Origin of the sequence: Rhodococcus sp. 14-2483-1-1 (assembly GCF_002259335.1) — a bacterium.
Classification (GTDB): domain Bacteria; phylum Actinomycetota; class Actinomycetes; order Mycobacteriales; family Mycobacteriaceae; genus Rhodococcoides.
In genome coordinates, this window is sequence record NZ_NPFX01000019.1 from 46,389 (window position 1) to 71,265 (window position 24,877).

Sequence of the window (24,877 nt, forward strand, 5' to 3'; positions counted from 1 at the left end):
TCGGCCATGTTCACGTTGAACGAGGACGAGCGTGCCATCAACGACACAGCTCGCGACTTCGCGGACGAGTTCCTCGCACCGAACGCCGTCGAGTGGGATCAGCAGAAGCACTTTCCGGTGGACGTTCTGCGCAAGGCCGCCGGACTCGGGATGGGCGGCATCTACATTCGCGAGGACGTCGGTGGATCGGGCTTGACCCGCGTCGACGCCGTGCGAATTTTCGAGCAACTCGCCACCGGGGACCCGTCCATCGCGGCGTACATCTCCATCCACAACATGGTTGCGTGGATGGTCGACACCTACGGAAACGACGAGCAACGGCAGCGATGGCTTCCGGGACTGTGCTCGATGGACCAATTGGGTAGTTACTGCCTCACCGAACCCGGCGCTGGATCCGATGCGGCAAAGCTCGGTACCAAAGCCGTCCGCGACGGTGACGAGTACGTGCTGGACGGCGTCAAGCAGTTCATCTCCGGCGCAGGCACTTCCGAGGTGTACGTCGTCATGGCCCGCACCGGAGAGCCGGGTCCCCGCGGCATCTCGGCGTTCATCGTGCCCAAGGACACCGCAGGACTGTCGTTCGGAGCGAACGAGAAGAAGATGGGGTGGAACGCTCAACCCACCCGCCAGGTGGTCTTCGAAGGTGCTCGCGTTCCGGCTGCGAATCTGCTCGGCGGGGAGGGCGACGGATTTCGTATCGCGATGAACGGGCTCAACGGCGGACGCATCAACATCGCCGCGTGCTCGATCGGCGGCGCACAGGCCGCTCTCGACAAGGCAGTTGCGTACCTCGCCGACCGCAATGCATTCGGTGCGCGACTGCTCGACTCGCAGGCCCTGCAGTTTCGGTTGGCGGATTTCAAGACCGAACTCGAAGCCGCCAGAACCCTGCTGTGGCGAGCTGCGGACGGGTTGCAGAACGACGCGGCCGACAAGGTCGAAATGTGCGCGATGGCCAAGCGTTTCGGCACCGATACCGGATTCGACGTCGCCAACGGCGCGCTGCAGCTGCTCGGCGGATACGGTTACCTCGCCGAGTACGGTGTCGAGAAAATCGTCCGTGACCTACGGGTCCACCAGATTCTGGAAGGTACCAACGAGATCATGCGCGTCGTCGTTGCTCGTTCGATCGTGGGTGCGGCATGAGTGACGTTCTCCTCGAGGTGTCCGGCGGGATCGGTCGCATCACGCTCAATCGCCCGAAAGCCATCAACGCCCTCTCGCACGCGATGGTGCAACAGATCGCTCCGACGTTGGCGCAGTGGGCAACCGACGACACCGTCGACGCCGTCCTGTTGACCGGTGCCGGCGAACGGGGGCTGTGCGCCGGTGGCGACATCGTCTCGATCTACCACGACGCCAAAGACGGCGGTAGCGGCAGCAAGGACTTCTGGCGCGACGAGTACGTGCTCAATGCCGCGATCGCCCGATTCCCGAAGCCCTTCGTCGCGATCATGGACGGCATCGTCATGGGCGGAGGAGTAGGACTGTCGGCGCACGCGAACACTCGCATCGTGACCGAGCGTTCCAAGATCGCGATGCCCGAGGTGGGCATCGGCTTCGTCCCCGATGTCGGTGGCACGTACCTGCTCTCGCGCGCACCCGGCGAGATCGGCACCCACTTTGCGCTCACCACGGCACGAATGAACGCGGCCGACGCCATCGCGATCGGATTCGCCGACCATTACGTTCCGTCGGAGAAGCTCGAGAAGTTCTACGCGGCTCTCGAAACCGTCAGCGTCGGCGAGGCCGTTGCGACGTTCAGCGAGCCTGCGCCGGAGTCCGCAATCGCCGGTCAGCAGGACTGGATCGACGAATGCTATGCGGGCGACGATGTGCAAGGCATCGTCGACGCCCTGGCCGCCAGTCCAGTACCGGAGGCGCAACAGGCAGCCAAAGACATCGCGTCCAAATCACCGGTGTCGCTCGCGGTGACACTGCGGTCTCTGCGTCGGGCTGCGACGCTGCCGTCGCTCGAGGCCGTGCTGAACGAGGAGTACCGCGTGTCGGTCGCGTCGCTGAGCAGTCACGACCTGGTGGAGGGTATCCGTGCACAGGTAGTCGAGAAGGATCGCAATCCGCAGTGGCAGCCGGCCACATCGGCGGACGTCACAGCCGAGGACATCGACCGATACTTCGCGCCCCTGGGGGACTCCGAACTCGGCCTGGCCCGAGCACACACAGAAGGTGAGCAGTCATGAGCGAGAAGACGATCGGCTTCATCGGTCTCGGCCACATGGGAGGACCGATGGCCGCCAATCTGGCTGCGGCCGGCTACACCGTGCAGGGCTTCGATCTGGTGCCTGCGGCGCTCGAACAAGCAGCGAAAGACGGCGTCACTGTGGTGGAGTCGGCGGTCGCTGCCGTCGCAGATGCCGACATCGTCATCACGATGCTGCCCAACGGCAGGCTCGTCCTCGGGCTGTATGCCGACCTGCTGCCCGCGGCCGCACCGGGAACGTTGTTCATCGACTCCTCGACCATCGACGTCGCCGACGCCCACGCCGCGCACACGCTGGTTCGCGAGGCCGGTCATCGCAGTCTCGACGCGCCGGTCTCGGGTGGAGTCGGGGGAGCCGCAGCAGGAACGCTCACCTTCATGGTGGGCGGTTCGGAGGAAGACTTCTCCTCTGCCGCAGCAGTTCTCGACGTCATGGGCCGTAAAGTGGTGCACTGCGGCGCAGCGGGCAACGGCCAGGCCGCCAAGATCTGCAACAACATGATCCTCGGAGTATCGATGATCGCCATCAGCGAGGCCTTCGTGCTGGGGGAGAAGCTCGGCCTGAGCAACCAGGCACTGTTCGACGTGGCGTCGACTGCGTCCGGTCAATGTTGGGCGCTCACCACCAACTGCCCGGTGCCCGGACCTGTTCCGACGAGCCCGGCAAACAACGAGTACAAGCCCGGATTCGCTGCGGCGCTCATGGACAAGGATCTGGGTCTGGCTGCGAATGCACTGCGCGACAACGGGGTCGAGGGAGTGCTCGGCCTGCGCGCAGCCGAACTCTACGCGCGGTTCAAGGAAACGTCCGGCGGGGGAACCGACGTGGACTTCTCCGGCATCATCAACGACATCCGCGAACGCTCGAACGGAGCCGGCCAGTGACCGAGTACGAGACCATCCTGCTCGAGCGTCGAGGACGCGTCGGCATCATCACGCTCAACCGCCCGAAGGCGTTGAACGCGCTCAACTCCCAGTTGATGCGTGAGGTCGTCTCGGTGGTCGAGGAACTCGATGCAGACTCCGAGATCGGTGCCATTCTGATCACCGGATCCGAGCGAGCCTTCGCGGCCGGTGCCGATATCAAGGAGATGCAGCCCAAGTCGTACATGGACGTCTACCTCGACGACTTCTTCGCGGCGTGGGACCGATTGGCATCGGCGCGGACGCCGTTGATCGCGGCGGTGTCCGGCTATGCACTCGGCGGAGGGTGCGAGCTGGCCATGCTGTGCGATGTGCTGATTGCTTCGGACACAGCGGTATTCGGGCAACCCGAGATCAAGCTGGGCGTCATTCCGGGGATCGGCGGGTCGCAGCGGTTGACGCGTGCGGTGGGCAAGGCCAAGGCCATGGAGATGTGTCTGACCGGTCGCAACATGAAGGTCGAGGAAGCCGAGCGAGCAGGATTGGTCTCGCGCATCGTGCCGGCCGCGGACCTCCTCGACGACGCCATCGCGACCGCGACCACCATCGCCGAAATGTCGCTCCCGATCGTCATGATGGCAAAGGAAGCGGTGAACAGATCGTTCGAGTCGAGTTTGAGCGAAGGCGTTCTGTTCGAGCGCCGGGTGTTCCATTCTGCCTTCGCAACCGAGGACCAGAAGGAAGGCATGTCGGCTTTCATCGAGAAGCGGACGCCGAACTTCCAGCACCGCTAGGGCCGGTCCGCCCTACCTGTCGGGAGACAGTAGGGCGGCACCGCGGGCCGACACCAACTCGGGCATCGACGGCACAAGAGTGGGCAGACCGGTCCGCAGTTCCAGTGACCGCGCAATCGAGGTGATGTTCGCGCCGCCGCCGACGACGACGATCGACTGCGGTCTGGCCCCGGACAATTCGATTGTCTGCTCGACGAGCATGCCCGCATACCGAACGGGGCCGGCAATCAGATCGTCGAAGTCGCGCCGCGTCAGTACGTGACGGGCGGTCCCGGACGGATCCGCCGTGCTGACGACAGGGTCGACGCTCAGTTGCTCCTTGATGGATCGGCTGGCATCTATTCCGACGCGAACCCCGTTGGCGGAGAGCAGTCGACGGACCGAGTGATCGAGATCGTCTCCGCAGAACGTGGCGGTACGCCGCGTCATCAGCGTCCGGGACGACGCGAGATCGACGACGGTGACTGTGGTTCCGGTGCTACCGATATCGCACAGGGCGGTGACCCCGTGGTTCGGTACCAGCCCGATGAAACGCAGATAACGCACTTGCGCAGCGGTTTCCGGTACGAGTGACGCCGTGCGGGCGGTGCCGCGGGTAGCGACCGAACCGGGATCGGTGGCCACCCGGTACGCGATGGCCGAGAACTGCACCGGCAGCGACATTGTCGCCGCGATGGAATGGATAGCGTCGACTCCGGTGGCGATCGTCGTGGCCAAGGGCTGGCCGGGCGCGCGGCGCACCGTTCTCGACACGATCGGTGTGCGATGCGGACTGTCCAGATACGTCAGAATCGCACGTGCACCGTGTGCACCCGCTCCGACCCCCAACACCAGCACCCGCCCCGCCCTTCGACAGATCCGCCTCGCCCTGCGCGCAGTGCCATTTCACCACGAACGGTACGGGTGTTCCATTTACTTGTGACGAGTCACGATCATTATCGAAACGATGTGGTGATGTCATCACTGTCGAAATCGCCTGCATCCGAACGCAGTTCCGCAAGGATCCGAACCAGGGCCATCAGCTTGTCACGCGCGAGCCCGGGCTTGGCGAATACCAGCGTGTTCAGGCGCTCGGTGGCTTCGACCGCCAACGTGCGCCCCTGCTCGGTGATTTCGACCAATGTGGTGCGTCGATCGCTGGGGTGAGGAATGCGGCGCACGTATCCGACGGATTCGAGGCGGTCCACCGCATTGGTCACACTGGTGGGGTGCACCTGCAGTCGAGCACTGGCTTTCGCCATCGGTAGCGCGCCGTTCTTGGTGAACGTCAACAACGTCAGCAGTTCGTACCGTGAAAAGGTCAGTCCCGTCGGCTTCAACGCTTTCTCGACCCGGGCCAGCATGATCTGCTGCGCGCGCATGAGCGAGGTGACAGCGGCCATACCGTCGGCGGCATCGGACCACCCGTGCTTGGTCCACTGACGGTGGGCCTCTGCAATGGGGTCGAGGGGAAGCGGCGAAGGTGCTGGCATACATACCATCCTCCCACGGTGTCCAGTTCGTGCGTCTACCGAATGACGGTGCGAAGTACGGCGAGTGGTACTCGATCGATGATCGCTGCTCGGGTCCGCGAAATCTGCTCGCGGGCATCGGCTGTGCGCGCGTTGTCGGTCTCGTCGGCGGTCAGGGCTGCGTCCAGCAGAGTCAGTTGCGCCAGCACGGAGTCGACATCATCGGTGGAGCGCGCCGCACGGCCGACTCTCTCGGCGAGGCGGATTCCGGCCTGGACCACCATGGGACTGCCGGTCCCGTAGATGCGCACTGCATCGAGCGCGTGGTCGATCAGCGACGAGACGGCCACGCGGCGAATGATCAGTCGCACGGTGCCGTCGGAGTCGCGCCGTGCACGGCAGGGCACCGGGCGTTGGACTACCGCCACGAGTCCGACCGAGAGATCGTCGATGGCGTTGCGTGCCGTGTAGGGATCGTTCACCCCGGTGGACAGCGCCCGGACCGCCATCTCCGTCATCTGCTCGACGGCGAACGCGATGTCGTGGCGAGGCGTCCTGCTGGTACCGATGTCGAAAGACTCACGGACGCGGTCGATCGACTCTGGGGAGATGTCGGCCGAGCGGTCGGCAAGAATGTCGACGAGCGGCTCGCCGGAAACGACGTGATCGCCCGGCACCCGATGAATCTCGATCAGCGTGCCGTTGTCGGCCGCGATGACCAGCAGCGCGTCCTCGTCGATGTCGATGATCACCCCGGACTCCTCGGCGAGAACCGTTGTGTAGACGGGCGGCCTGGAGATACCGTCCGCTGATGCCGCGTCCTCGGGTTGCTCCAGTGGATACAGCGCGTCGACGGACTCGGAAAGCTCGTCGCGAACCCGGGCGGACAGCGTCGCAACCTGGATGGATTGCGCGATGTGATGGATGAAGTAGACGAGTACACCGACGTCGACGACCGCGAGCGCCACGGCGACGTTGACGGCAATGTCGGGGACGAACACCGAACCATCGGATTCGATCGATCGGATCGAGCGCAGGACCATCAGCGAGTACAGGAACGTTGCCCCGAAGATGCCGAGTACCACCTGATTTCCCCGGTCGGCCATGAAGTTGCGCACCAGGCGGGGGCCGTACGACGAACTAGCAGTGGCGAGTACGGAGATGGTGATGGAGAACGACGTCGCGGCCACACCCAACATCGAGCCGCCGATCGCGCCGAGAATATCCCGGCTGCCACTGGCCCCGACGTGATAGAGCAGCGAACCCGTCAGATCCACTCGGGCGTCGAGTAGGTAGCGGTCGAGGCTGACGAGTGCTTGCGCGAGTAGGAGCGCAAAGACTCCCAGGACTGCGGGAATGAACCAGAACGACTCCCGCAACTTGGCCATGTGTTCCTTCATGAGCGACAGTCTTCCCCGGCGTGTCCGAATCAACCCTTCGGCGTTCGAATCACGATGATCGCAACCGTGGGCTTCGGTCGGCCGACACGGCATCGTCATCGGTGATGCGGGTGTGGCCGAGTGGCTAGGCACCGGCCTGCAAAGCCGTTCACACGGGTTCGAATCCCGTCGCTCGCTCGAAGATCGGGACCGGCCGAAAACGGTCGGTCCCGATCGATGTCGTGTCAGGCCAGCAGCGCGGGCTTTCGAGCGACGGTCACAGCCCAGTCCGCGTCGTCGCGCCAAGGCCGCAGGTCCCACGTCGCGAAACGATGTTCGACGACGAAGCCGACGGCGGCCAAGTCTGCGTCGACTGCGCCGACGGTGTAGTCGCGATCGGTGGCAAAGCCCGTGACGAACACCCCGCCGTCGGTCAGGTGGGCCCAGATACGTTCCAGCGCTTCCCGTTCGGTGCCCGGCTTCATGTAGACGAGAACGTTGCCTGCCGCGACTGCTGCGTCGAATGTCCGTCCGAGATCCAGCGTCGTCAGATCGGCGACATGCACGTCGAGTTCGGGGTGCGCTCGCGCGGCCTCGGCAAGAACAGGGTCCAGATCCACTGCGGTCACCCGGTGTCCGCGGCGAGCCAGTTCGGCACCGAGTCTGCCGGTACCGCATCCGGCATCGAGAATGCTCGACGCGGGGGAGACCAACGCGTCGACCATGCGGGCCTCACCGTGCAGATCCACGCCGCGTTCGGCGAGGCGGTCGAACCGCTCGATGTACCGCTTGGAATCGTCGGCTGAGTTCTCGGCTTGCCAGCGTGTGGTCATGCCGCCAGGGTAGGTCAGCTCGGTGCTTTCAGGGCCGCCCGGGCTTCGGCCACGCGTAGCCGGGCCGCCTCGAGAGCCTCCGCTGTCGACTCGGCCTGCTCGACGCTTGTTCTCTCCGCTGCTCGGGCCGCCTTCGCTTCCGCTTTGGCCGCATCCAGCTCGGTTTCGAGCCTCTCGACTTCCTTTGTGGCGCTGCGTCGTTCGGACGCGGCACGTTCTGTGTCTGAGTCGGCAGCGTCGGCCGCATCGCGTGCGGCAGCGAACGCGGTTTCAGCAGCGTCGAGTTCGGCGACCAGTCGATCGTGTTCGGCCTCGCGCAGCTGATCGGCTTCGGAGGAGTTCTCGGGATCGGACTCGGGTACGTCATCGGCAGTGTCCGGGACACCGTCGGTCTCGGTCTCGGTCTCGGTCTCGTCGTCGGGTGGGTCGGGTGGGTCGGGAACGAGGGAGAGCAGCGCCGGCCCGAAGCCGCTGTAGGTTTCGGCCGTGACGGTTCGGCCCGCCCGCACGCGGTCGCGAATCTCGGGATCGGCCATTGCCGCGTTCAGGGTGTTGGCGATCTCGCGAGCAGCATTGTCGCCGACGGTCACTCCGAGGTCGCGTCCCAAAGAGATGGCTTGTTCTGTCAGTGCGCGTATCGAAGTGCTTCGAGCAGTGGACAACTCGCGCAGACTGGGTCCATCGCCCCGCTGCTGAGCTCGTTCGAGCTGCTCTCCGAGGTCGAACAGTTCCGCCAGGGCCGATTCGACTTGACGAGCGAGTGTGTTCACCAACCAGGCCACGACAGTGGGCTTACGGAGTTTGCCGATGCGAGTGGCACCGGACTTGTCTCCGGCTTTCTTGAACCGGGTCACGTATGCCGAACGGTGCGACACGAAATCGGCGGGAGCCAACGAGTACAGGTCGTCGACTACCGTGTCGATGTGGGGGAGATCCTCGGACATCGAAGTCCACCGTCTCGTTCGAGCAGTCACAGGGCTGCGGTGACATGCGTGAAAGATGTGTGCCCCCGGCAGGATTCGAACCTGCGGCCTTTCGCTCCGGAGGCGAACGCTCTATCCCCTGAGCTACGGGGGCGCACCGGCTTCAGCCGGCGTGCCTGTTGGGCTGTACGAAAGACTAGCGCATACGTGACCGGAGCCGAAATCACCCCTCGGGCAGCGGCTGCGCACCCTTCGCGGCAAGCATCTGCTTCATCAGCGTCGATTCGCTGGTCTGGGTAGCCACCATGGATTTCGCCAGGTTGATCACGGCAGGCGACTGCGCATGGGTCTGGGCGTATTCCATCATGGCCAGACCGCCCTCGTGGTGGCGCAGCATGAGCTGAAGAAACATCACGTCGACGTCCGTGCCCGTTGCCTGCCGAAGCGCTGCGAGCTCCGCGGAACTGGCCATGCCCGGCATTGCCTTGGTGGGATCGGAGGACCCCGGTTCCATCGACATCCCGCCCATCGAGTGGCCGTCGGAGTCGTCGGCCGTCATCCAGGTCATGTAGCCGTCGGTCGATATCGGTGCGCGGTCCCACAGAGCCAACCAGCCCTGCATCTGGCCGACCTGATTCTGCTGCGAGGTGAGCATGTCGAACGCCAGGTTCTTGACGGCCTGATCGGGAGCATTGGTCAATGCCACCGCGGCCATCTCGATGGCCTGGTTGTGGTGCACGGTCATGTCCTGTGCGAAACCGACATCGACCGAGTCCGCGGCAGGCGAGTTGTCACCGTCACGGAACGGACTCTGCACCAGAAAGCCCAGCGCGAAACCGATCGCGAGAACGGCGATCAGCGCCAAGACGACCAGCGCAGTGCGCTGGCTCGGCTTGGTCGCGGATGGGCCGGTGGTCGAGTCGACTGTCGATTCGGTCATCAGCTCGCGGGAACCTGAAGTTCGCTGGGTAGCTGCGCTCCACCGGGCAGTCCGCCGGTGCCACTGGTCTCACTGGTGTCGGGGGTGATGCCTGCACCGTCCATCGGAACGGCGTCCGCGCCGGGTGCCGAGGCGTCGAACAGCGGCGGGTTGTCCGGATCGAAGCCGTCGCTGCCGTCGCCCGAGGTGGTGGGTACCGATGCGCAGCTGGCACCGACCTCCGGGTAGGCGAAGCGGTTCAGGCGCAGCGCAGAGATGAACTGGCCGATGCGTGCGTCGTCCACGCTGTCGAGCTTGAGCTGGTGGCCCCAGGACTGCAGCGAAACAGGGGTGTCGAGACCGGGGTAAGGCGACATCATCATCTGGGTTTCGCCGTCGACGCGATCGGCCAGCGACTGGACTTGGTCTTCGTTCAGGTCGTCGGGGTTGTAGGTGACCCAGACGGCTCCGTGCTCGAGGGAGTGCACGGCATTCTCGGTGCGAATGGCCTCGGGATAGACGATTCCCGTGCAGGTGGCCCACACGGCGTCGTGCGGCCCGCCGAACGGCGGCGACTGGTCGTAGGCGACTCGCTGCGTGCGCGCGACGTGCAGCGCCGCGGGATACTCCTGGACTGTCACGCCCTCGATGCCCGTCGACGGATCTTGGTTGGACTCGCTGGGCGCAAACTTCTGCGCCTCGGCTCGATCCTGGTACTTCGGATACAGATTGATTCCGAGTCCTGCGACGAGGCCGACAACCACTACGACACCGGCAACCGTCAGCCAGGGAATCTGCCTGCCCTTGGCAGCAGGCACGCCGCCCTTCTTCTTGCGAGCTGACTTCTTGTTGGCTGCGTTGATGGCTTTGTCTGCCTTCGCAGCCGACTTGTTCTGACTGCCTTTGTCGGGACCCGTTGGCATCGCTGTAGTTGCTCTCTCAGTCGAGGAAAGGTGGTGGTCGGTGTCGCTGGTCGTGCGTATCTGCTGGTGACGGCGGTGACCAAGGACCGTCCGCGCAGAGCGCCCTTACTGTACGTTCTCTGCCTGAGAGCGTGCTCAGGGCCTGCAACGAGCGCTTCGGCCGGGTGGGCCCGCGATCGGACGGGCAGTGGATGCGAGTACGCCGCACACCAGCCAATAGGATAGCTACCTGTGACTCCTGCCGATCTTGCCGAACTGCTCCACGCGACCGCCGCGAAGGTGCTCGCCGACCGCGGCCTGGACGCATCCGTTCTACCTGCGAAGCTGACCGTCGAGCGTCCCCGTAACCCCGAGCACGGCGACTACGCGACCAACGTGGCTCTGCAGGTCGCGAAGAAGGCCGGTGCCAATCCACGCGACTTCGCCGGCTGGCTCGCCGAAGCTCTGGCGGCCGAGGCCGCGATCGACAGCGCCGACGTTGCAGGCCCCGGATTCCTGAACATCAGGCTGGCCGCCGCCGCGCAGGGCGAGATCGTCGCCCGGGTACTCGCTGCAGGCCCGTCGTTCGGCAACGGATCGTCGATGGCAGGCAAGAAGGTCAACCTCGAGTTCGTCTCGGCCAACCCGACAGGTCCGGTGCACCTCGGTGGAACCCGGTGGGCCGCTGTCGGCGACGCGCTCGGTCGGATCTTGACCGCCCACGGCGCGGAGGTCACCCGCGAGTACTTCTTCAACGACCACGGCGCTCAGATCGCGCGCTTCACTCACTCGCTCATCGCCGCTGCGAAGGGTGAGCCTGCACCCGACAACGGCTACGCGGGCGAATACATCGCCGAGATCGCAGCGCACGTGCTCGCCGAGCGACCCGATGCGCTCGCGCTGGACACCGAGGCGCAGGAAGAGGCGTTCCGGTCCATCGGCACCGAGTTGATGTTCGATCGGATCAAGGCGAACCTGCACGAGTTCGGTGTCGACTTCGACGTCTACTTCCACGAGAACTCGCTGTTCGAGTCCGGAGCCGTCGACAAGTCGGTCGAGTACCTCAAGACCTCGGGGAGTCTCTACGAGGAGGACGGGGCCTGGTGGCTCCGGTCCACCGACTTCGGTGACGACAAGGATCGCGTCGTCATCAAGAGCGACGGCAACGCTGCCTACATCGCCGGCGACATCGCTTATTTCCAGAACAAGCGGCAGCGCGGCTTCGACCTGTGCATCTACATGCTCGGAGCAGATCACCACGGATACATCGGACGGCTCAAGGCCGCCGCGGCGGCGTTCGGAGACGACCCCGCGACCGTCGAGGTCCTCATCGGACAGATGGTCAATCTCGTTCGCGACGGCGTTGCCGTGAAGATGAGCAAGCGCGCCGGTACCGTCATCACGCTCGACGACCTGGTCGACGCCATCGGTGTCGACGCCTCCCGGTACGTGATGATTCGGTCGTCCGTCGACTCCAGCATCGACATCGATCTGGCCCTGTGGGCGAGTGCCAGCAACGAGAACCCGGTGTACTACGTCCAGTACGCCCATGCCCGGCTGGCCTCGCTCGCGCGCAATGCCGCCGAACTGGGCATCGTTGCGGATGAACCGGATCTGAGCCTGCTGACCCACGAGCAGGAAGGCGAGCTGATCAGGACGATCGGCGAGTACCCGCGCGTGGTGGCCAGTGCCGCCGAACTGCGTGAGCCACACCGGATTGCCCGCTACCTCGAAGAGTTGGCGGGTGCTTATCACCGTTTCTACGGTGCGTGTCGAGTACTTCCACAAGGAGACGAGGAGCCCGGACCTGTGAACACCGCACGACTGGCGTTGGGGAACGCGACCCGGCAGGTCCTGGCCAACGGCCTCGAACTGCTCGGGGTCAGCGCACCGGAGCGCATGTGAGCGCACATCCGGCCGGGCCCAAGCATGCCGATGCACCCGCGAAACAGTCGACATCCCATCGCCCGGTAGACGCGTCCGAGATGACCACGCTGCCCGATCAAGTGTGGCCCCGTAATGCCGAGCGCGGAGACGACGGAACGGTTCGTCTCGCCGGAGTATCGGTCACCGAACTCGCGGAGCAGTACGGGACGCCACTGTTCGTCATCGACGAGGACGACTTCCGTTCGCGTTGCCGCGAAATGGCAGCCGCTTTCGGAGCGCCCGAACGAGTGCACTACGCCTCCAAGGCATTTCTCTGCGGCGAGATCGCGCGTTGGGTCGCCGACGAAGGGCTGTCGCTCGACATCTGTTCCGGCGGGGAGTTGGCTATCGCGCTGGCCGCAGGTTTTCCGGCGAACCGAATTGCCATGCACGGCAACAACAAATCTGTCGCCGAGCTCGAGGCGGGCGTGCGCGCGGGCGTCGAGCACGTGGTTCTCGACTCCAACATCGAGATCGACCGTCTCGACGCCGTTGCCGGCGCGGCCGGTGTGGTCCAGGACGTTCTGATCCGCATCACCGTCGGCGTGGAAGCGCATACGCACGAGTTCATCGCCACGGCGCACGAGGACCAGAAGTTCGGCTTCTCGCTCGCCGACGGTTCGGCACTCGACGCGGTCCGCCGTGTGTTCGCTGCCGACAACCTTCGCCTCGTGGGACTGCACAGTCACATCGGATCGCAGATCTTCGAGGTCGACGGCTTCGAGCTCGCGGCGCACAAGGTCATCGGCCTGCTCCGAGACATCGTCTCGGAGTTCGGTGTCGAAAAAACCGCACAGATCTCGACGCTGGATCTCGGTGGCGGCATGGGCATTTCGTACGTCGCCAGTGACGACCCGCCGCCGGTGGAGCAGCTCGCAGCGAAGTTGACCGCCATCGTGGAGACGGAGTCGGCCGCGGTGGGATTGCCGGTTCCGACGATCGCCGTCGAACCCGGCCGTGCCATCGCCGGACCGGGCACCGTCACGCTGTACGAGGTGGGCACCATCAAGGATGTCACCGTCGACAAGGCGACGCGCAGGCGCTACATCAGCGTCGACGGCGGAATGAGCGACAACATTCGCACCTCGCTCTATCAGGCGGAGTACGACTGCCGATTGGTCTCGCGAACCAGCGAAGCTCCAGCCGTTCTGGCGCGAGTGGTCGGAAAGCATTGCGAGAGCGGCGACATCGTCATCAAGAACACATGGATGCCGGCGGACGTCGGGCCCGGTGACCTGCTCGCGGTAGCGGCCACCGGGGCCTACTGCTACTCCATGTCCAGTCGCTACAACCTGCTGACGCGGCCCGCAGTGGTCGCAGTCAAGGACGGGCGAGCGCGCCTGGTCCTGCGGCGGGAAACCATCGAAGATCTGCTCAGCTTGGAGGTTCAGCCATGACATCGAAGCCGATAGGCGTCGCCGTACTCGGACTCGGAAACGTCGGCAGCGAGGTCGTTCGAATCCTCACCGAGAATGCCGAGGACTTCGAAGCGAGAATCGGTGCGCCGCTGGAGATTCGGGGCATCGCGGTGCGTCGGGTAGACGGCGATCGTGGAGTGCCGACCGAGCTGCTCACCGACGATCCGGCCGAGCTGGTCGGCCGCGACGACGTCGACATCGTCGTCGAGGTGCTCGGCGGCATCGACATTCCCCGCAAGCTCGTGCTCTCTGCCCTCGAGAAGGGCAAGTCCGTCATCACTGCGAACAAGGCCCTCCTGGCCGAGTACACCGGCGAACTCGCGGACGCTGCCGAGAAGTCGCGTGCCGACCTGTATTTCGAGGCGGCCGTGGCCGGAGCCATCCCGGTCGTTCGTCCACTGATGCAGTCCCTCGCGGGCGACCGCGTGAACAAGGTTGCCGGCATCGTCAACGGCACCACCAACTTCATTCTCTCCGCCATGGACGAGACGGGAGCGGACTACGCCGAAACCCTGGCCGAGGCAGGGCGTCTGGGCTATGCCGAAGCCGACCCGACCGCCGACGTCGAAGGCTACGACGCTGCATCGAAGGCCGCCATCCTGGCGTCCATCGCATTCCACACCCGGGTCACGGCCGGTGACGTCTACCGCGAGGGCATCAGCAAGATCACCTCGGACGATCTCGAAACCGCGAAATCCCTGGACTGCACCATCAAGCTGCTGGCCATCTGTGAGCGGATCGTCACGCCCAAGGGCAAGGAACGAATCTCCGCTCGGGTCTACCCCGCGCTCGTTCCGCTGAACCACCCGTTGGCATCGGTCAACGGCGCGTTCAACGCCGTGGTCGTCGAAGCCGAGGCTGCCGGCCGCCTGATGTTCTACGGGCAGGGCGCAGGCGGTGCACCGACTGCGTCCGCAGTGCTGGGCGATCTGGTGATGGCCGCGCGCAACAAGTTCTACGGGGGGCGGGGCCCACTCGAATCCAAGTACGCCAAGCTCAAGGTGGCCCCGATGGGTGACATCCTCACTCGTTACTACGTCAGCATGCAGGTCGCGGACAAGCCCGGCGTCCTGGCCACCGTGGCGGCCGAGTTCTCCAAGCGTGACGTCAGCATCTCCACCGTGCGTCAGCAGGGCTCGGGTGACGGAGCCAGGCTCGTCGTCGTCACCCACCTCGCGGCCGACTCCGCACTGTCCGAAACCGTTGCATCGCTCGAGCAGCTCGATGTGGTCGTCCACGTCGCTAGCGTTCTCCGATTGGAAGGCACCACCGTATGAGCGTCCACACCCCCTGGCCCGGTCTGATCGAGGCATACCGCTCGCGTCTGGCGATCGGACCGGACTGGAAGACCGTCACGTTGCGCGAGGGCGGAACTCCGCTGCTGCCCGCCGGGCATCTGTCCGAATTGACCGGCTGCACAGTGCATCTCAAGGTCGAAGGGCTCAATCCCACCGGCTCCTTCAAAGACCGCGGAATGACCATGGCCGTCACCGACGCGCTCGCCCGGGGTCAAGAGGCCGTGCTCTGCGCCTCGACCGGCAACACCTCTGCTTCTGCTGCGGCCTATGCGGCAAAGGCCGGAATGAGCTGTGCCGTACTGGTTCCGCAGGGCAAGATCGCCATGGGCAAGCTCGCTCAGGCAGTCATGCACGGAGCCAAGATCATTCAGGTGCAGGGCAACTTCGACGATTGCCTCGAACTGGCCCGCAAGACCACGGCCGAGTTCCCGACCATCGGTCTGGTCAACTCCGTCAATCCCGTCCGCATCGAAGGTCAGAAGACCGCGGCCTTCGAGATCTGCGACGCCCTCGGCGACGCGCCGGACATCCATGCTCTGCCGGTCGGCAACGCAGGCAACATCACTGCGTACTGGCGCGGTTACTCGGAGTACTTCCGTGACGGTCTCACCACGCGCAAGCCGCGGATGCTCGGAGTCCAGGCCGCGGGAGCCGCTCCTCTGGTTCACGGTGCGCCGGTGAAGGACCCGGAAACGATCGCCACCGCAATCCGGATCGGCTCACCCGCATCCTGGAACGGTGCCGTCAATGCCAAGGAGGAATCGAACGGAGCATTCCGCGCAGCGACCGACGAGGAGATCCTCGAGGCATACCGCTTGATCGCGAAGACCGAGGGCGTGTTCGTCGAACCGGCCTCCGCGGCCAGCGTCGCCGGACTGTTGGCGGCTCGAAAGGAAGGCTGGCTGGAGCCGGGCCTGACCGTCGTCTGCACGGTGACCGGTAACGGTCTCAAGGATCCCGACACCGCGTTGTCGGGTATGCCTGTCGTAGAACCGATTTCGGTCGATCCCGTCGCTGTCGCGGCTGCGCTCGAGCTGGCCTGAGTTGACGGAATCTCCGGCTATGACGACGACACTTCCGATCGGGCTCACGGTGACCGCGCGCGTTCCGGCGTCCAGTGCCAACATCGGACCCGGATTCGACAGTCTCGGAATCGCTCTGGGGCTCTACGATGAAATCGAGGTCACGACCACGGCGTCGGGGCTGAGAATTCATGTCGACGGCGAGGGCTCGGCGGATGTCCCGTGGGGTCCGACGCATCTGGTGGTGCGCGCCATCGAGCGAGGGCTCGAAGCTGCCGGAGTGTGGGCCGACGGTCTGGATGTCCACTGCCGCAACGCAATTCCTCATTCGAGGGGTCTCGGTTCGTCGGCGTCGGCTGTGGTCGGGGGCCTCGCAGCGGCCAACGCGCTCGCTGCGAAAGTCGATCCGTCCAGCGCATTGTCGGAGAGCCAGCTCGTTCAGTTGTCGTCGGAATTCGAGGGGCATCCCGACAACGCGTCGGCGAGCTGCCTCGGCGGAGCCGTCGTGTCGTGGAGCGAACCGCCCAATGCCAGTGTGACGGCGCGGAAGTACGCGGCCGTGAGGCTCGATGTGCATCCGACCATCAGGGTCGTCGTGCTCGTGCCGTCGGAGCGCTCGTCGACCTCGCACACGCGGGGTCTGTTGCCCGAGTTGGTGCCCCATCGTGATGCGGCCTTCAACGTGAGCCGGAGTGCTCTCGTGGTGGTGGCGCTGACTCAGCGTCCGGATCTGCTGATGTCGGCGACGGAAGATCTGCTTCATCAGGGACAGCGGGCCCAAGCGCTGCCCGACACCACGCGCTGGATCGCGACTCTGCGCGCCCGATCGATCGCGGCCGTGGTCTCCGGGGCGGGACCGACCGTCATGGCGTTGTGCACCGAAGAGTTTCCGACGGATCTGCGCGACGCCGCAACCGTCGAGGGGTGGCGGGTACTCGACCTGGAGGTAGCCGACGGAGTGACCGTCGCGTGACAAACGCCGCGTAGGGTTCTTGCCGAGTGGGGACAACGGCGCTATGGTGAACCCTGTCCGTACATCGTGCGCTTCAGACGCCGGTTTCGTCAGGGCAATCAGGTCGCTGTATTCGGGGGATTCAAACGTCCGAGTGATGTGACGCTCCTGACTCGATCCTTCCCGTAGTTCTCTGCGGTCTCGGATCGATGGTGTCGTCGACGGAGTGCGTCGAACATGAACGGCAATATCCGAGTTCGGCAGAACGTCGAACTGCGGAACGAACCCTCGGCTGCGCATCGAGCGAGCGAGGGAAGGAAAGGACCTCCGTGACCGATACGGAACTTATCTCTGCGCCCGAAACGTCACGTCGACGTGCAGGCCTGTCCGGAATGGTTCTCACCGAGCTACGCAGCCTCGCTGGTGAACTCGGTATCAAGAGCATCTCCGGTATGCGCAAGGGCGACCTGATCGCAGCCATTTCCGAGCATCAATCGGGTGCTGCGTCGGCGAAGTCGGCCAAGTCCGACGCACCCAAGTCCGACGCACCCAAGTCCGACGCACCCAAGACGCGCCGCGCCGCCGCGTCGACACCCGCCGTCGAAGATCGACCTGCAGCAGAGGCAGCACCGGCACCCGAGGTGTCGACTGCCGACGCCTCGGCGACGCAGTCGGTCGACGCGGCAGACTCGGCTCCCGAAACCGGTCGTCGCGCACGTGGCCGTCGAGCAGCAGGTCGCCGCGCAGGTGCACCCGATCAGCTCCCGCTCGACGACAGCGACAACTCGGCTGGATCCGAGACCGCAGCAACCACTTCCTCCGCGGACACCGCGTCGAGCGAGAAGCAGGACGAGGGCGACCAAGCCGCCCCCGAGCGGCCGCGACGCAGTCGCGGCGAGCGGAACCGTCAGGACGGATCCGACCGGGAACAGCGTGACGCCGACGGCAACCGAGAAAACGGTGCCCGTGACAACGGAAGCCGTAATCAGGGCGACCGAGACACGGCCACCCGCGAGAACGGCAACCGGGACAACGGCAACCGCAACCAGAACGACCGCAACCAGGGTGATCGCAACCAGGGTGATCGGGACAATTCCAACCGTGACAACGGTGGTCGCAATCAGTCCGATCGCAACGGCCGTAACCGAAATCAGGGCGATGGTCGCAACGACAATCGCAACGACGGTCGTAACGAGGAGCGAAACAACGGTCCTCGCGACAACCGCGACAACAATCAGGACGACGAGGGCGAAGGCCGGGGTCGTCGGGGTCGTCGGTTCCGTGAGCGGCGTCGTGGACGCGATCGTGGCGAGGGCAACGACGGCGGCGGCGGACGCGAGCGCGACACCGAGATCCGTGAGGACGACGTACTCCAGCCGGTAGCCGGGATCCTGGACGTTCTCGACAACTACGCGTTCGTCCGTACCTCGGGCTACCTGGCCGGCCCGAACGACGTCTACGTGTCGATGAACCTCGTTCGCAAGAACGGTCTTCGTCGCGGCGATGCCGTCACCGGCGCAGTTCGAGTGGCACGCGAAGGTGAGCAGTCGAGCCAGCGGCAGAAGTTCAACCCGCTCGTGCGATTGGACACCGTCAACGGGGGAGAGGTCGAGGCTGCCCGCAAGCGTCCGGAATTCGGCAAACTCACTCCGCTGTACCCCAACCAGCGTCTGCGTCTCGAGACCCAGCAGAACATCCTCACCACGCGCATCATCGACCTGGTGATGCCGATCGGCAAGGGCCAGCGTGCGCTCATCGTGAGCCCGCCGAAGGCAGGTAAGACCAGCGTTCTGCAGGCTATTGCCAACGCGATCGCCATCAACAATCCCGAGTGCTACCTGATGGTCATCCTCGTCGACGAGCGTCCCGAAGAAGTGACGGACATGCAGCGCAGCGTCAAGGGCGAGGTCATCGCATCGACGTTCGACCGGCCGCCGGGCGATCACACCGCGGTTGCCGAGTTGGCGATCGAACGGGCCAAGCGCCTGGTCGAAGCCGGACAAGACGTGGTGGTTCTGCTCGACTCGATCACCCGTCTGGGACGTGCGTACAACAACAGCTCGCCGGCTTCGGGACGAATCCTGTCCGGTGGTGTCGACTCGACCGCGCTGTATCCGCCGAAGCGGTTCCTCGGTGCGGCTCGAAACATCGAGCACGGTGGATCGCTGACGATCATCGCCACGGCCATGGTCGAGACCGGATCCACCGGCGACACCGTGATCTTCGAGGAGTTCAAGGGCACCGGTAACGCCGAGCTCAAGCTCGATCGAAAGATCGCGGAGCGGCGCGTGTTCCCGGCCGTCGACATCAACCCGTCCAGCACCCGCCACGACGAACTGCTCCTTGCTCCCGACGAGGCGGCAGTGGTGCACAAGTTGCGACGCGTGTTGTCCGGACTCGACTCCCATCAGGCCATCGACCTGCTGGTCGATCGACTGAAGAAGAGCAAGAACAACCTCGAGTTCCTGATGGAAGTCTCGAAGACGGCACCCGGCGGCAACAACGACTGATCGGTTGTTCCCCGGATCTCTCACCCGGGGAACAAGCCGGCAGGTGCGTGCGTTGTAAGCATCTGTCGGCACAGAAGTACCGACGATTAGCAGGGCGGATGCACGCTCTGGCATAATCAACGGCCGAGTCCGGTTCCGGTTCACGTCTTCGATCGGCGAAGGCGACCCGGCGACCATTACAAAGAACGGTAAGGACACCATGAAGGCAGGAATTCACCCCGACTACACACTGACGACAGTCGTCTGTGGTTGCGGAAATACTTTCGAGACCCGAAGCACCACCGACAAAGAGCGCATCAGCGTCGAGGTCTGCTCGCAGTGCCACCCCTTCTACACCGGCAAGCAGAAGATTCTCGACACCGGCGGCCGCGTCGCACGCTTCGAGGCTCGCTACGGCAAGCGCGCCGGCAAGAAGGCCGACGCAGACAGCTAGCTGTTCCGCCGACGCCCGTCCTGTGATTCACAGGACGGGCGTCGGCTTTTTTGTGTCCACACCCAGTTGCACCCGCGTTCGAGAGTGAGTCATCCCCATGGCGAGAACAGTGAAGCCTTCGGCCATCGACGACATCCTTGCCGAACACTCCGGGCTCGAGCAGCAACTCGCCGACCCAGCGCTGCACAACGACCCGTCGGCGGCACGCAGAGCAGGCAAGAGGTTCGCCGAACTGGCACCGATCATGTCTGCGCACACCAAGTTGACCGCCGCTCAGGACGATCTCGAAGCCGCACGTGAGCTCGCTGCCGACGATTCGTCGTTCGCCGCCGAGATCCCCGAGCTCGAGGCGACGGTGCTGCAGCTGGAGCAGACCCTCACCGACCTGCTCGCGCCACGCGACCCGCACGACGGCGACGACATCGTGATGGAGGTCAAGTCGGGTGAGGGCGGCGAGGAATCGGCGCTCTTCGCAGCCGATCTCGCGCGGATGTACGTGCGCTACGCAGAACGCCGTGGGTGGCGGGTGGAGGTACTCGACGCGAACGTCTCCGACCTGGGTGGATACAAGGACGCGACCCTGTCGATCAAGACCAAGGACCCGCTCGACGGCGTGTGGGCGCGCCTGAAGTTCGAGGGTGGCGTGCACCGGGTGCAGCGAGTGCCGGTCACCGAATCTCAGGGACGCGTACATACTTCCGCGGCCGGGATCCTGGTCTATCCAGAACCCGACGAGGTCGAAGAAGTCCAGATCGACGAAACCGATCTGCGTATCGACGTCTACCGCTCGTCCGGCAAGGGCGGCCAGGGCGTCAACACCACCGACTCCGCGGTTCGGCTCACACACCTTCCGACCGGCATCGTGGTGACCTGCCAGAACGAGCGTTCGCAGCTGCAGAACAAGGCACGCGCGATGCAGGTTCTCGCAGCTCGCCTCCAGGCGGCCGCAGAGGAAGCCGCCAACGAAGAGGCCTCGGCCGGACGAGCCAGCCAGGTGCGTACCGTCGACCGCTCGGAGCGGATCAGAACCTACAACTACCCCGAGAACCGCATCACCGATCACCGCATCGGCTTCAAGGCGCACAACCTCGACGCCCTGCTCGACGGCGAGATGGATGCGTTGCTCGACGCGCTGGCCAAGGCGGACCGCGACGCTCGTATGCAAGCAGAGTAGTTGGGGCACAAAGCTTTTCAGATTTCGATCGGCCGGTCCATCGCTCGGTGCGATACCCTTGCTTCCAGGTTCGACCCCGCACGAGAGCCCCGAGAGGCACAGCAGAATGAACCAGGCCCTGACACCCGCAGGCGAGAACGCCGTCACCGAACTGTCGTCTCGCTACGGCATCTCGACCGACGCGGTCCGCACCATGCTCGACGCCGTCAACAACGGCCGCGGCTCCATGGCGCAATTCAACATTCCCGAGCTCGGTGGTAGCGGACAGTGGATGCGCGGCGGAATGACCATGGTGGGCAACATGTTCGATCACGGGCTCAAGAGCCGGGTCGACGGCCTGTGTCGTGATCTGTCTGCGGTGCTGTCGCAGCATCAGGTGTATCCACCGCGGGAGGCCGCGGGTGGTTCGTTCGGTGGCAACTCGTTCGGGTCCGGTTCGTGGTGGCCATCGGATCTGGGTTCACCGAGTTCGAGCGGCGGCCAGAACGGGTCGCAGTACGCGGTGTTCCCGGGCTCTCGACGTCTCGCGGTGCTCGTGGGCGGCGAACTGGCCGTGTACGACACGCTGGACCACTCCATCGGGGGAGTGCAGCAACAGCAGGGCGGTGGACCGGGGTCGCTGGAATTCACCAGCCAGTACGGCACGTTCAGTGCAGGAAGTCTGCCTCGAGTGGACCAGCAATCGAGCGGAGCGAACTCGCAGAACCAGTCCGCACCGCAGGCCTACCCGCAACAGTCCTCGTCACAGCAGTCCTCGTCACAGCAGTCTTCGGCTCCGCAGGCCTCGAACCAGTCCGGGTCCGGGGGTAACCAGGTCGGCGTCGACATCTCCGAGATCACCGCTGCGATCGAGGCTCTCGCCGGATTGCACGCGAAGGGCTTCCTCACCGACGACGAGTTCTTCTCCAAGAAGTCGGAGTTACTGGGACGCGTGTGAGTGAGTGGTCGGAGCCTCGTGGCAGTCTGAACGGGTGAGCCGCAAGCCGCTACGCCTAGCCATCCTCGAAGCAACATCGATGCTGGAGGCGGCCGGTGTGCCGAGTCCACGTGTCGATGCAGAACTCCTTGCCGCGCACCTCGTCGGTGTGGAACGTGGCCGTCTCGGTCTTGTTCCCCTCGTCGAACCCGAGCTCGTCGAGGCGTACTTCCGGACCATCGAGCAGCGCGCGAAACGTATTCCGCTGCAATACATCACGGGTAAGACGTCGCTGGGCAACATCGACGTCGAAGTGGGCCCGGGTGTCTTCGTGCCGCGTCCGGAGACCGAGCTGCTGTTGGCCTGGGCTCTCGCGTTCCTCGAAAATGTGGACCGCCATCCGCCTGTGATTCTCGACCTCTGCACGGGTTCGGGTGCGCTGGCGCTGGCGATCGCCAACGCTCGGCCGGACGCCGTCGTGCATGCCGTCGAGCTGGATCCGTCGGCCTTGGCGTGGGCGAGGCGTAATGCCGATCTGCGCAGCGGTGAGGGTGATACCCCGATCACCCTGCACCACGGCGACGTCACGGCACGCGATGTGTTGATCGAACTCGACGGCACGGTCGACATGATCGTCGCGAACCCGCCCTACGTCCCGGAAGGCGCACAACTCGATCCCGAAGTGATCGATCACGATCCGCACATGGCACTTTTCGGCGGCGCCGACGGACTGTCGGTGATCGAGCCGATGGTCGGCAACATCGCCCGTTGGCTTCGAGTCGGCGGCGGCGTCGCGATCGAACACGACGACTCCAATGGCGACGAGGTGGCGGCTCTGCTGTCCCGGAGACGGGTGTTCACCGAGGTCATCGCGCATCCTGACCTGGCAGGAAGACCCAGGTTCGTCGTCGCCACACGGGCGCACCCTGCCTCTGCCTGACGGCGGGAGCGGCACCTGACATCACTTCGTTACCGCCAGTGGAAGGATGGGCACCGTGAGTACCGTTTACGACTGCAGTGAAGCCGATGCGCGCGCTGCGGGATTGACCGCGGCCCGCGGTGCCCTCAAGTCCGGCCGACTCGTGGTGATGCCCACCGACACCCTGTACGGGATCGCCGCCGATGCGTTCGACGGCAGCGCAGTCACAGATCTGCTGCGCGCCAAGGGCAGGGGACGCGATATGCCCGTGCCCGTGCTCGTCGGCTCGTGGAACACCATCGACGGGTTGGTCCAGAGTGTCCGGCCGCGCACCCGAGATCTGATTCGCGCGTTCTGGCCCGGCGCGTTGAGCATCGTCGTCCAGCAGGCGCCGTCGCTGGCCTGGGATCTGGGCGATGCCCAGGGCACGGTCATGTTGCGTATGCCGCTGCATCCGGTCGCGCTCGAGTTGTTGCGCGAGGTCGGCCCGCTCGCGGTGTCCAGTGCCAACATCTCGGGAAGCCCGCCTGCCACCACGGTGACAGAGGCACAGGAGCAGCTGGGTGGGTCGGCGGCGGTCTATCTCGACGGGGGACCGGCAGATCACGCGGTGGCGTCGACCATCGTGGATCTGACGAGCGACCGCGCACGAATTCTGCGGGTCGGTGCCATTCCCACCGAGAAGATTGCCGAGGTTCTCGGTGTCACCGCCGAAAGCCTGGTCCCGGGAGCGTCCTGACATGCCCGTCCGTGCCGCATGAGCGTCGAGTTGCTGGCTCAGTCGAATCTGGGGGCAGGCGTTCCCATTCGGGAGCTACTGCTGGTCTTTCTCACTGCTGCCGTCGTCACGTTTTTCGCCACCGGTGGAGTACGAGTGGCGGCGATCAAGTTCGGTGCGGTTGCCATTCCCCGCGATCGTGACGTCCACGTGCAGGCCACGCCGAGGCTCGGGGGAGTGGGCATCTACGTGGGCATGCTCGCCGCCCTGCTGTTCGCGTCGCAGCTGCCGGCCCTGGCCCGGGGTTTCGACGTGGCATACAACCGCGACATACCGGCCGCGCTTGTTGCCGGGTTCGTGATCGTGCTGGTCGGTGTCATCGACGACCGCTGGGGCCTGGATGCCCTGACCAAGTTCGTCGGGCAGGTGACGGCAGCAGGCGTGCTGGTGATCATGGGTGTCAGCTGGGTCGTGCTGTATCAGCCCTGGGGAGGCGAACCCGGTCAGCCGGGCAGCACCCTGGTTCTCGATCAACTGCAAGCCGGACTCGTGACGGTTCTGATCACCGTCGTGATCGTCAATGCCATGAATTTCGTCGACGGTCTCGATGGGTTGGCCGCCGGTCTCGGGCTCATTTCCTCGGTGGCGATCTGCATCTTCTCGGTGGGGCTGTTGCAGGAGCAGGGCGGCGATGTCGGCGTCTACCCGCCGGCGCTGATCGCTGCCGCGCTGGCCGGTGCATGCCTGGGATTTCTGCCGCACAACTTCCAACCCGCGCGCATCTTCATGGGTGATTCGGGCTCCATGCTCATCGGGCTGACGCTGGCCACGATCTCGACCAGTGCCTCGGGGCGGATCCCGTTGACGGCTTATGGTCCGCGCGATCTGCTGGGCCTGTTGTCGCCACTTCTGTTGGTCGGTGCCGTGATGCTCATCCCGATACTCGATCTGTTGCTGGCCGTCATCCGTCGCACGAGGGCCGGACGAAGCCCGTTCAGTCCGGACAAGATGCATTTGCATCATCGACTTCTGCAAATCGGTCACTCGCATCGACGGGTGGTGCTGGTGATCTACCTGTGGGTCGGTGTGCTCGCCTTCGGGGCGGTCGGATCTTCCCTGCTCGATCGGCGGATCGTGGTGCTTCTGGTCGCTGCCGGTCTGGTGTTTGCGCTGGTGGTCACCGCTGTCCCTACCTTGCGGGTGGATCGATCGCGTGGACCGGTGCGTCGAAGCGCACGACGAGGCAGCTGATCCCGTCCTCTGTTTCCCGTCGTGCCCCGGTTACTCTCGACAACTGTGACCTTC

The 24,877-nt window shown here is 64.8% G+C and carries 23 protein-coding genes and 2 tRNA genes; 17 read left to right on the top strand and 8 right to left on the bottom strand.

What is annotated here, in order from left to right; translation table 11 throughout:
- Window positions 1-6: 6 nt before the first annotated feature.
- Genes CH294_RS17360 through CH294_RS17375 form a run of 4 tightly spaced genes read left to right on the top strand, consistent with a single transcriptional unit; the run spans window position 7 to window position 3,879 of the window.
- A complete protein-coding gene (locus CH294_RS17360) occupies window positions 7-1,146 on the top strand; it encodes an isobutyryl-CoA dehydrogenase (RefSeq protein ID WP_094738645.1) in 1,140 nt (379 codons plus the stop codon).
- Entirely contained in the window at window positions 1,143-2,201 is a 1,059-nt protein-coding gene (locus CH294_RS17365) for an enoyl-CoA hydratase/isomerase family protein (RefSeq protein WP_094738646.1), read from the top strand. The genes CH294_RS17360 and CH294_RS17365 overlap by 4 nt, the downstream gene beginning before the upstream one ends.
- On the top strand, window positions 2,198-3,106 hold the full coding sequence (mmsB, locus tag CH294_RS17370; RefSeq protein WP_032402879.1) for a 3-hydroxyisobutyrate dehydrogenase: 909 nt from the start codon (window positions 2,198-2,200) through the stop codon (window positions 3,104-3,106). The genes CH294_RS17365 and mmsB overlap by 4 nt, the downstream gene beginning before the upstream one ends.
- On the top strand, window positions 3,103-3,879 hold the full coding sequence (locus tag CH294_RS17375; RefSeq protein WP_037154553.1) for an enoyl-CoA hydratase: 777 nt from the start codon (window positions 3,103-3,105) through the stop codon (window positions 3,877-3,879). Before mmsB ends, CH294_RS17375 begins: the two co-directional genes overlap by 4 nt.
- A gap of 12 nt (window positions 3,880-3,891) precedes the next feature.
- On the opposite strand, the gene CH294_RS17380 is transcribed toward CH294_RS17375, so the two are convergent.
- The 3 genes from CH294_RS17380 to CH294_RS17390 form a co-directional block, all read right to left on the bottom strand.
- Window positions 3,892-4,716 (bottom strand): hypothetical protein, encoded by an 825-nt coding sequence (locus CH294_RS17380; protein WP_037154550.1) that lies wholly within the window; start codon window positions 4,714-4,716, stop codon window positions 3,892-3,894.
- 98 nt (window positions 4,717-4,814) lie between these two features.
- Window positions 4,815-5,351: a MarR family transcriptional regulator gene (locus tag CH294_RS17385; protein ID WP_094738647.1), complete on the bottom strand. Its 537-nt coding sequence runs from the start codon at window positions 5,349-5,351 to the stop codon at window positions 4,815-4,817.
- 35 nt (window positions 5,352-5,386) lie between these two features.
- Complete coding sequence (locus tag CH294_RS17390; RefSeq protein WP_094738648.1) at window positions 5,387-6,730, bottom strand: DUF2254 domain-containing protein; 1,344 nt, start codon at window positions 6,728-6,730, stop codon at window positions 5,387-5,389.
- A 106-nt stretch (window positions 6,731-6,836) separates the two neighbouring features.
- On the opposite strand from CH294_RS17390, the gene CH294_RS17395 reads away from it, so the two are divergent.
- A tRNA-Cys gene (locus CH294_RS17395) sits at window positions 6,837-6,907 on the top strand.
- A 47-nt stretch (window positions 6,908-6,954) separates the two neighbouring features.
- Here CH294_RS17395 and CH294_RS17400 read toward each other — a convergent pair.
- The 5 genes from CH294_RS17400 to CH294_RS17420 all read right to left on the bottom strand — a co-directional run bounded on the left by CH294_RS17400 (window position 6,955) and on the right by CH294_RS17420 (window position 10,307).
- On the bottom strand, window positions 6,955-7,542 hold the full coding sequence (locus tag CH294_RS17400; RefSeq protein WP_037154547.1) for a class I SAM-dependent methyltransferase: 588 nt from the start codon (window positions 7,540-7,542) through the stop codon (window positions 6,955-6,957).
- Window positions 7,543-7,556: 14 nt separating this feature from the next.
- Window positions 7,557-8,486, bottom strand: a complete 930-nt coding sequence (locus tag CH294_RS17405; protein ID WP_094738649.1) for a hypothetical protein — start codon at window positions 8,484-8,486, stop codon at window positions 7,557-7,559.
- Window positions 8,487-8,546: 60 nt separating this feature from the next.
- A tRNA-Arg gene (locus CH294_RS17410) sits at window positions 8,547-8,619 on the bottom strand.
- A gap of 69 nt (window positions 8,620-8,688) precedes the next feature.
- Window positions 8,689-9,405 carry a DUF305 domain-containing protein gene (locus CH294_RS17415; RefSeq protein WP_032378897.1) on the bottom strand — a complete coding sequence of 239 codons (717 nt, stop codon included), beginning with the start codon at window positions 9,403-9,405 and terminating at the stop codon, window positions 8,689-8,691.
- Complete coding sequence (locus tag CH294_RS17420; RefSeq protein WP_032378896.1) at window positions 9,405-10,307, bottom strand: DUF3105 domain-containing protein; 903 nt, start codon at window positions 10,305-10,307, stop codon at window positions 9,405-9,407. Before CH294_RS17420 ends, CH294_RS17415 begins: the two co-directional genes overlap by 1 nt.
- Window positions 10,308-10,538: 231 nt before the next feature.
- Here CH294_RS17420 and argS point away from each other — a divergent pair, with 231 nt between their 5' ends.
- The 12 genes from argS (at window position 10,539) to CH294_RS17480 (ending at window position 24,823) form a co-directional block, all read left to right on the top strand.
- Entirely contained in the window at window positions 10,539-12,191 is a 1,653-nt protein-coding gene (gene argS / locus CH294_RS17425; protein ID WP_094738650.1) for an arginine--tRNA ligase, read from the top strand.
- Window positions 12,188-13,609 carry a diaminopimelate decarboxylase gene (gene lysA, locus CH294_RS17430; RefSeq protein ID WP_094609803.1) on the top strand — a complete coding sequence of 474 codons (1,422 nt, stop codon included), beginning with the start codon at window positions 12,188-12,190 and terminating at the stop codon, window positions 13,607-13,609. Before argS ends, lysA begins: the two co-directional genes overlap by 4 nt.
- Window positions 13,606-14,907, top strand: coding sequence for a homoserine dehydrogenase (locus CH294_RS17435; RefSeq protein ID WP_032378893.1), 1,302 nt, complete (start codon window positions 13,606-13,608; stop codon window positions 14,905-14,907). The genes lysA and CH294_RS17435 overlap by 4 nt, the downstream gene beginning before the upstream one ends.
- Window positions 14,904-15,971: a threonine synthase gene (thrC, locus tag CH294_RS17440; RefSeq protein WP_027497914.1), complete on the top strand. Its 1,068-nt coding sequence runs from the start codon at window positions 14,904-14,906 to the stop codon at window positions 15,969-15,971. The genes CH294_RS17435 and thrC overlap by 4 nt, the downstream gene beginning before the upstream one ends.
- A gap of 19 nt (window positions 15,972-15,990) precedes the next feature.
- A complete protein-coding gene (gene thrB / locus CH294_RS17445; RefSeq protein WP_094738651.1) occupies window positions 15,991-16,923 on the top strand; it encodes a homoserine kinase in 933 nt (310 codons plus the stop codon).
- Window positions 16,924-17,231: 308 nt separating this feature from the next.
- Complete coding sequence (gene rho / locus CH294_RS17450; protein WP_094738656.1) at window positions 17,232-19,412, top strand: transcription termination factor Rho; 2,181 nt, start codon at window positions 17,232-17,234, stop codon at window positions 19,410-19,412.
- 199 nt (window positions 19,413-19,611) lie between these two features.
- The gene (rpmE, locus tag CH294_RS17455) at window positions 19,612-19,845 is read left to right on the top strand and encodes a 50S ribosomal protein L31 (protein ID WP_008715081.1); all 234 of its coding nucleotides are present in this window, start codon (window positions 19,612-19,614) and stop codon (window positions 19,843-19,845) included.
- A 97-nt stretch (window positions 19,846-19,942) separates the two neighbouring features.
- A complete protein-coding gene (prfA, locus tag CH294_RS17460; protein WP_032402870.1) occupies window positions 19,943-21,019 on the top strand; it encodes a peptide chain release factor 1 in 1,077 nt (358 codons plus the stop codon).
- 106 nt (window positions 21,020-21,125) lie between these two features.
- Window positions 21,126-21,956, top strand: coding sequence for an SHOCT domain-containing protein (locus tag CH294_RS17465; RefSeq protein ID WP_094738652.1), 831 nt, complete (start codon window positions 21,126-21,128; stop codon window positions 21,954-21,956).
- A 34-nt stretch (window positions 21,957-21,990) separates the two neighbouring features.
- Entirely contained in the window at window positions 21,991-22,875 is an 885-nt protein-coding gene (gene prmC / locus CH294_RS17470; RefSeq protein WP_052058751.1) for a peptide chain release factor N(5)-glutamine methyltransferase, read from the top strand.
- 55 nt (window positions 22,876-22,930) lie between these two features.
- Complete coding sequence (locus CH294_RS17475; protein ID WP_032402941.1) at window positions 22,931-23,593, top strand: L-threonylcarbamoyladenylate synthase; 663 nt, start codon at window positions 22,931-22,933, stop codon at window positions 23,591-23,593.
- An 18-nt stretch (window positions 23,594-23,611) separates the two neighbouring features.
- Window positions 23,612-24,823, top strand: a complete 1,212-nt coding sequence (locus CH294_RS17480) for an MraY family glycosyltransferase (RefSeq protein ID WP_032378889.1) — start codon at window positions 23,612-23,614, stop codon at window positions 24,821-24,823.
- Window positions 24,824-24,877 lie beyond the last annotated feature (54 nt).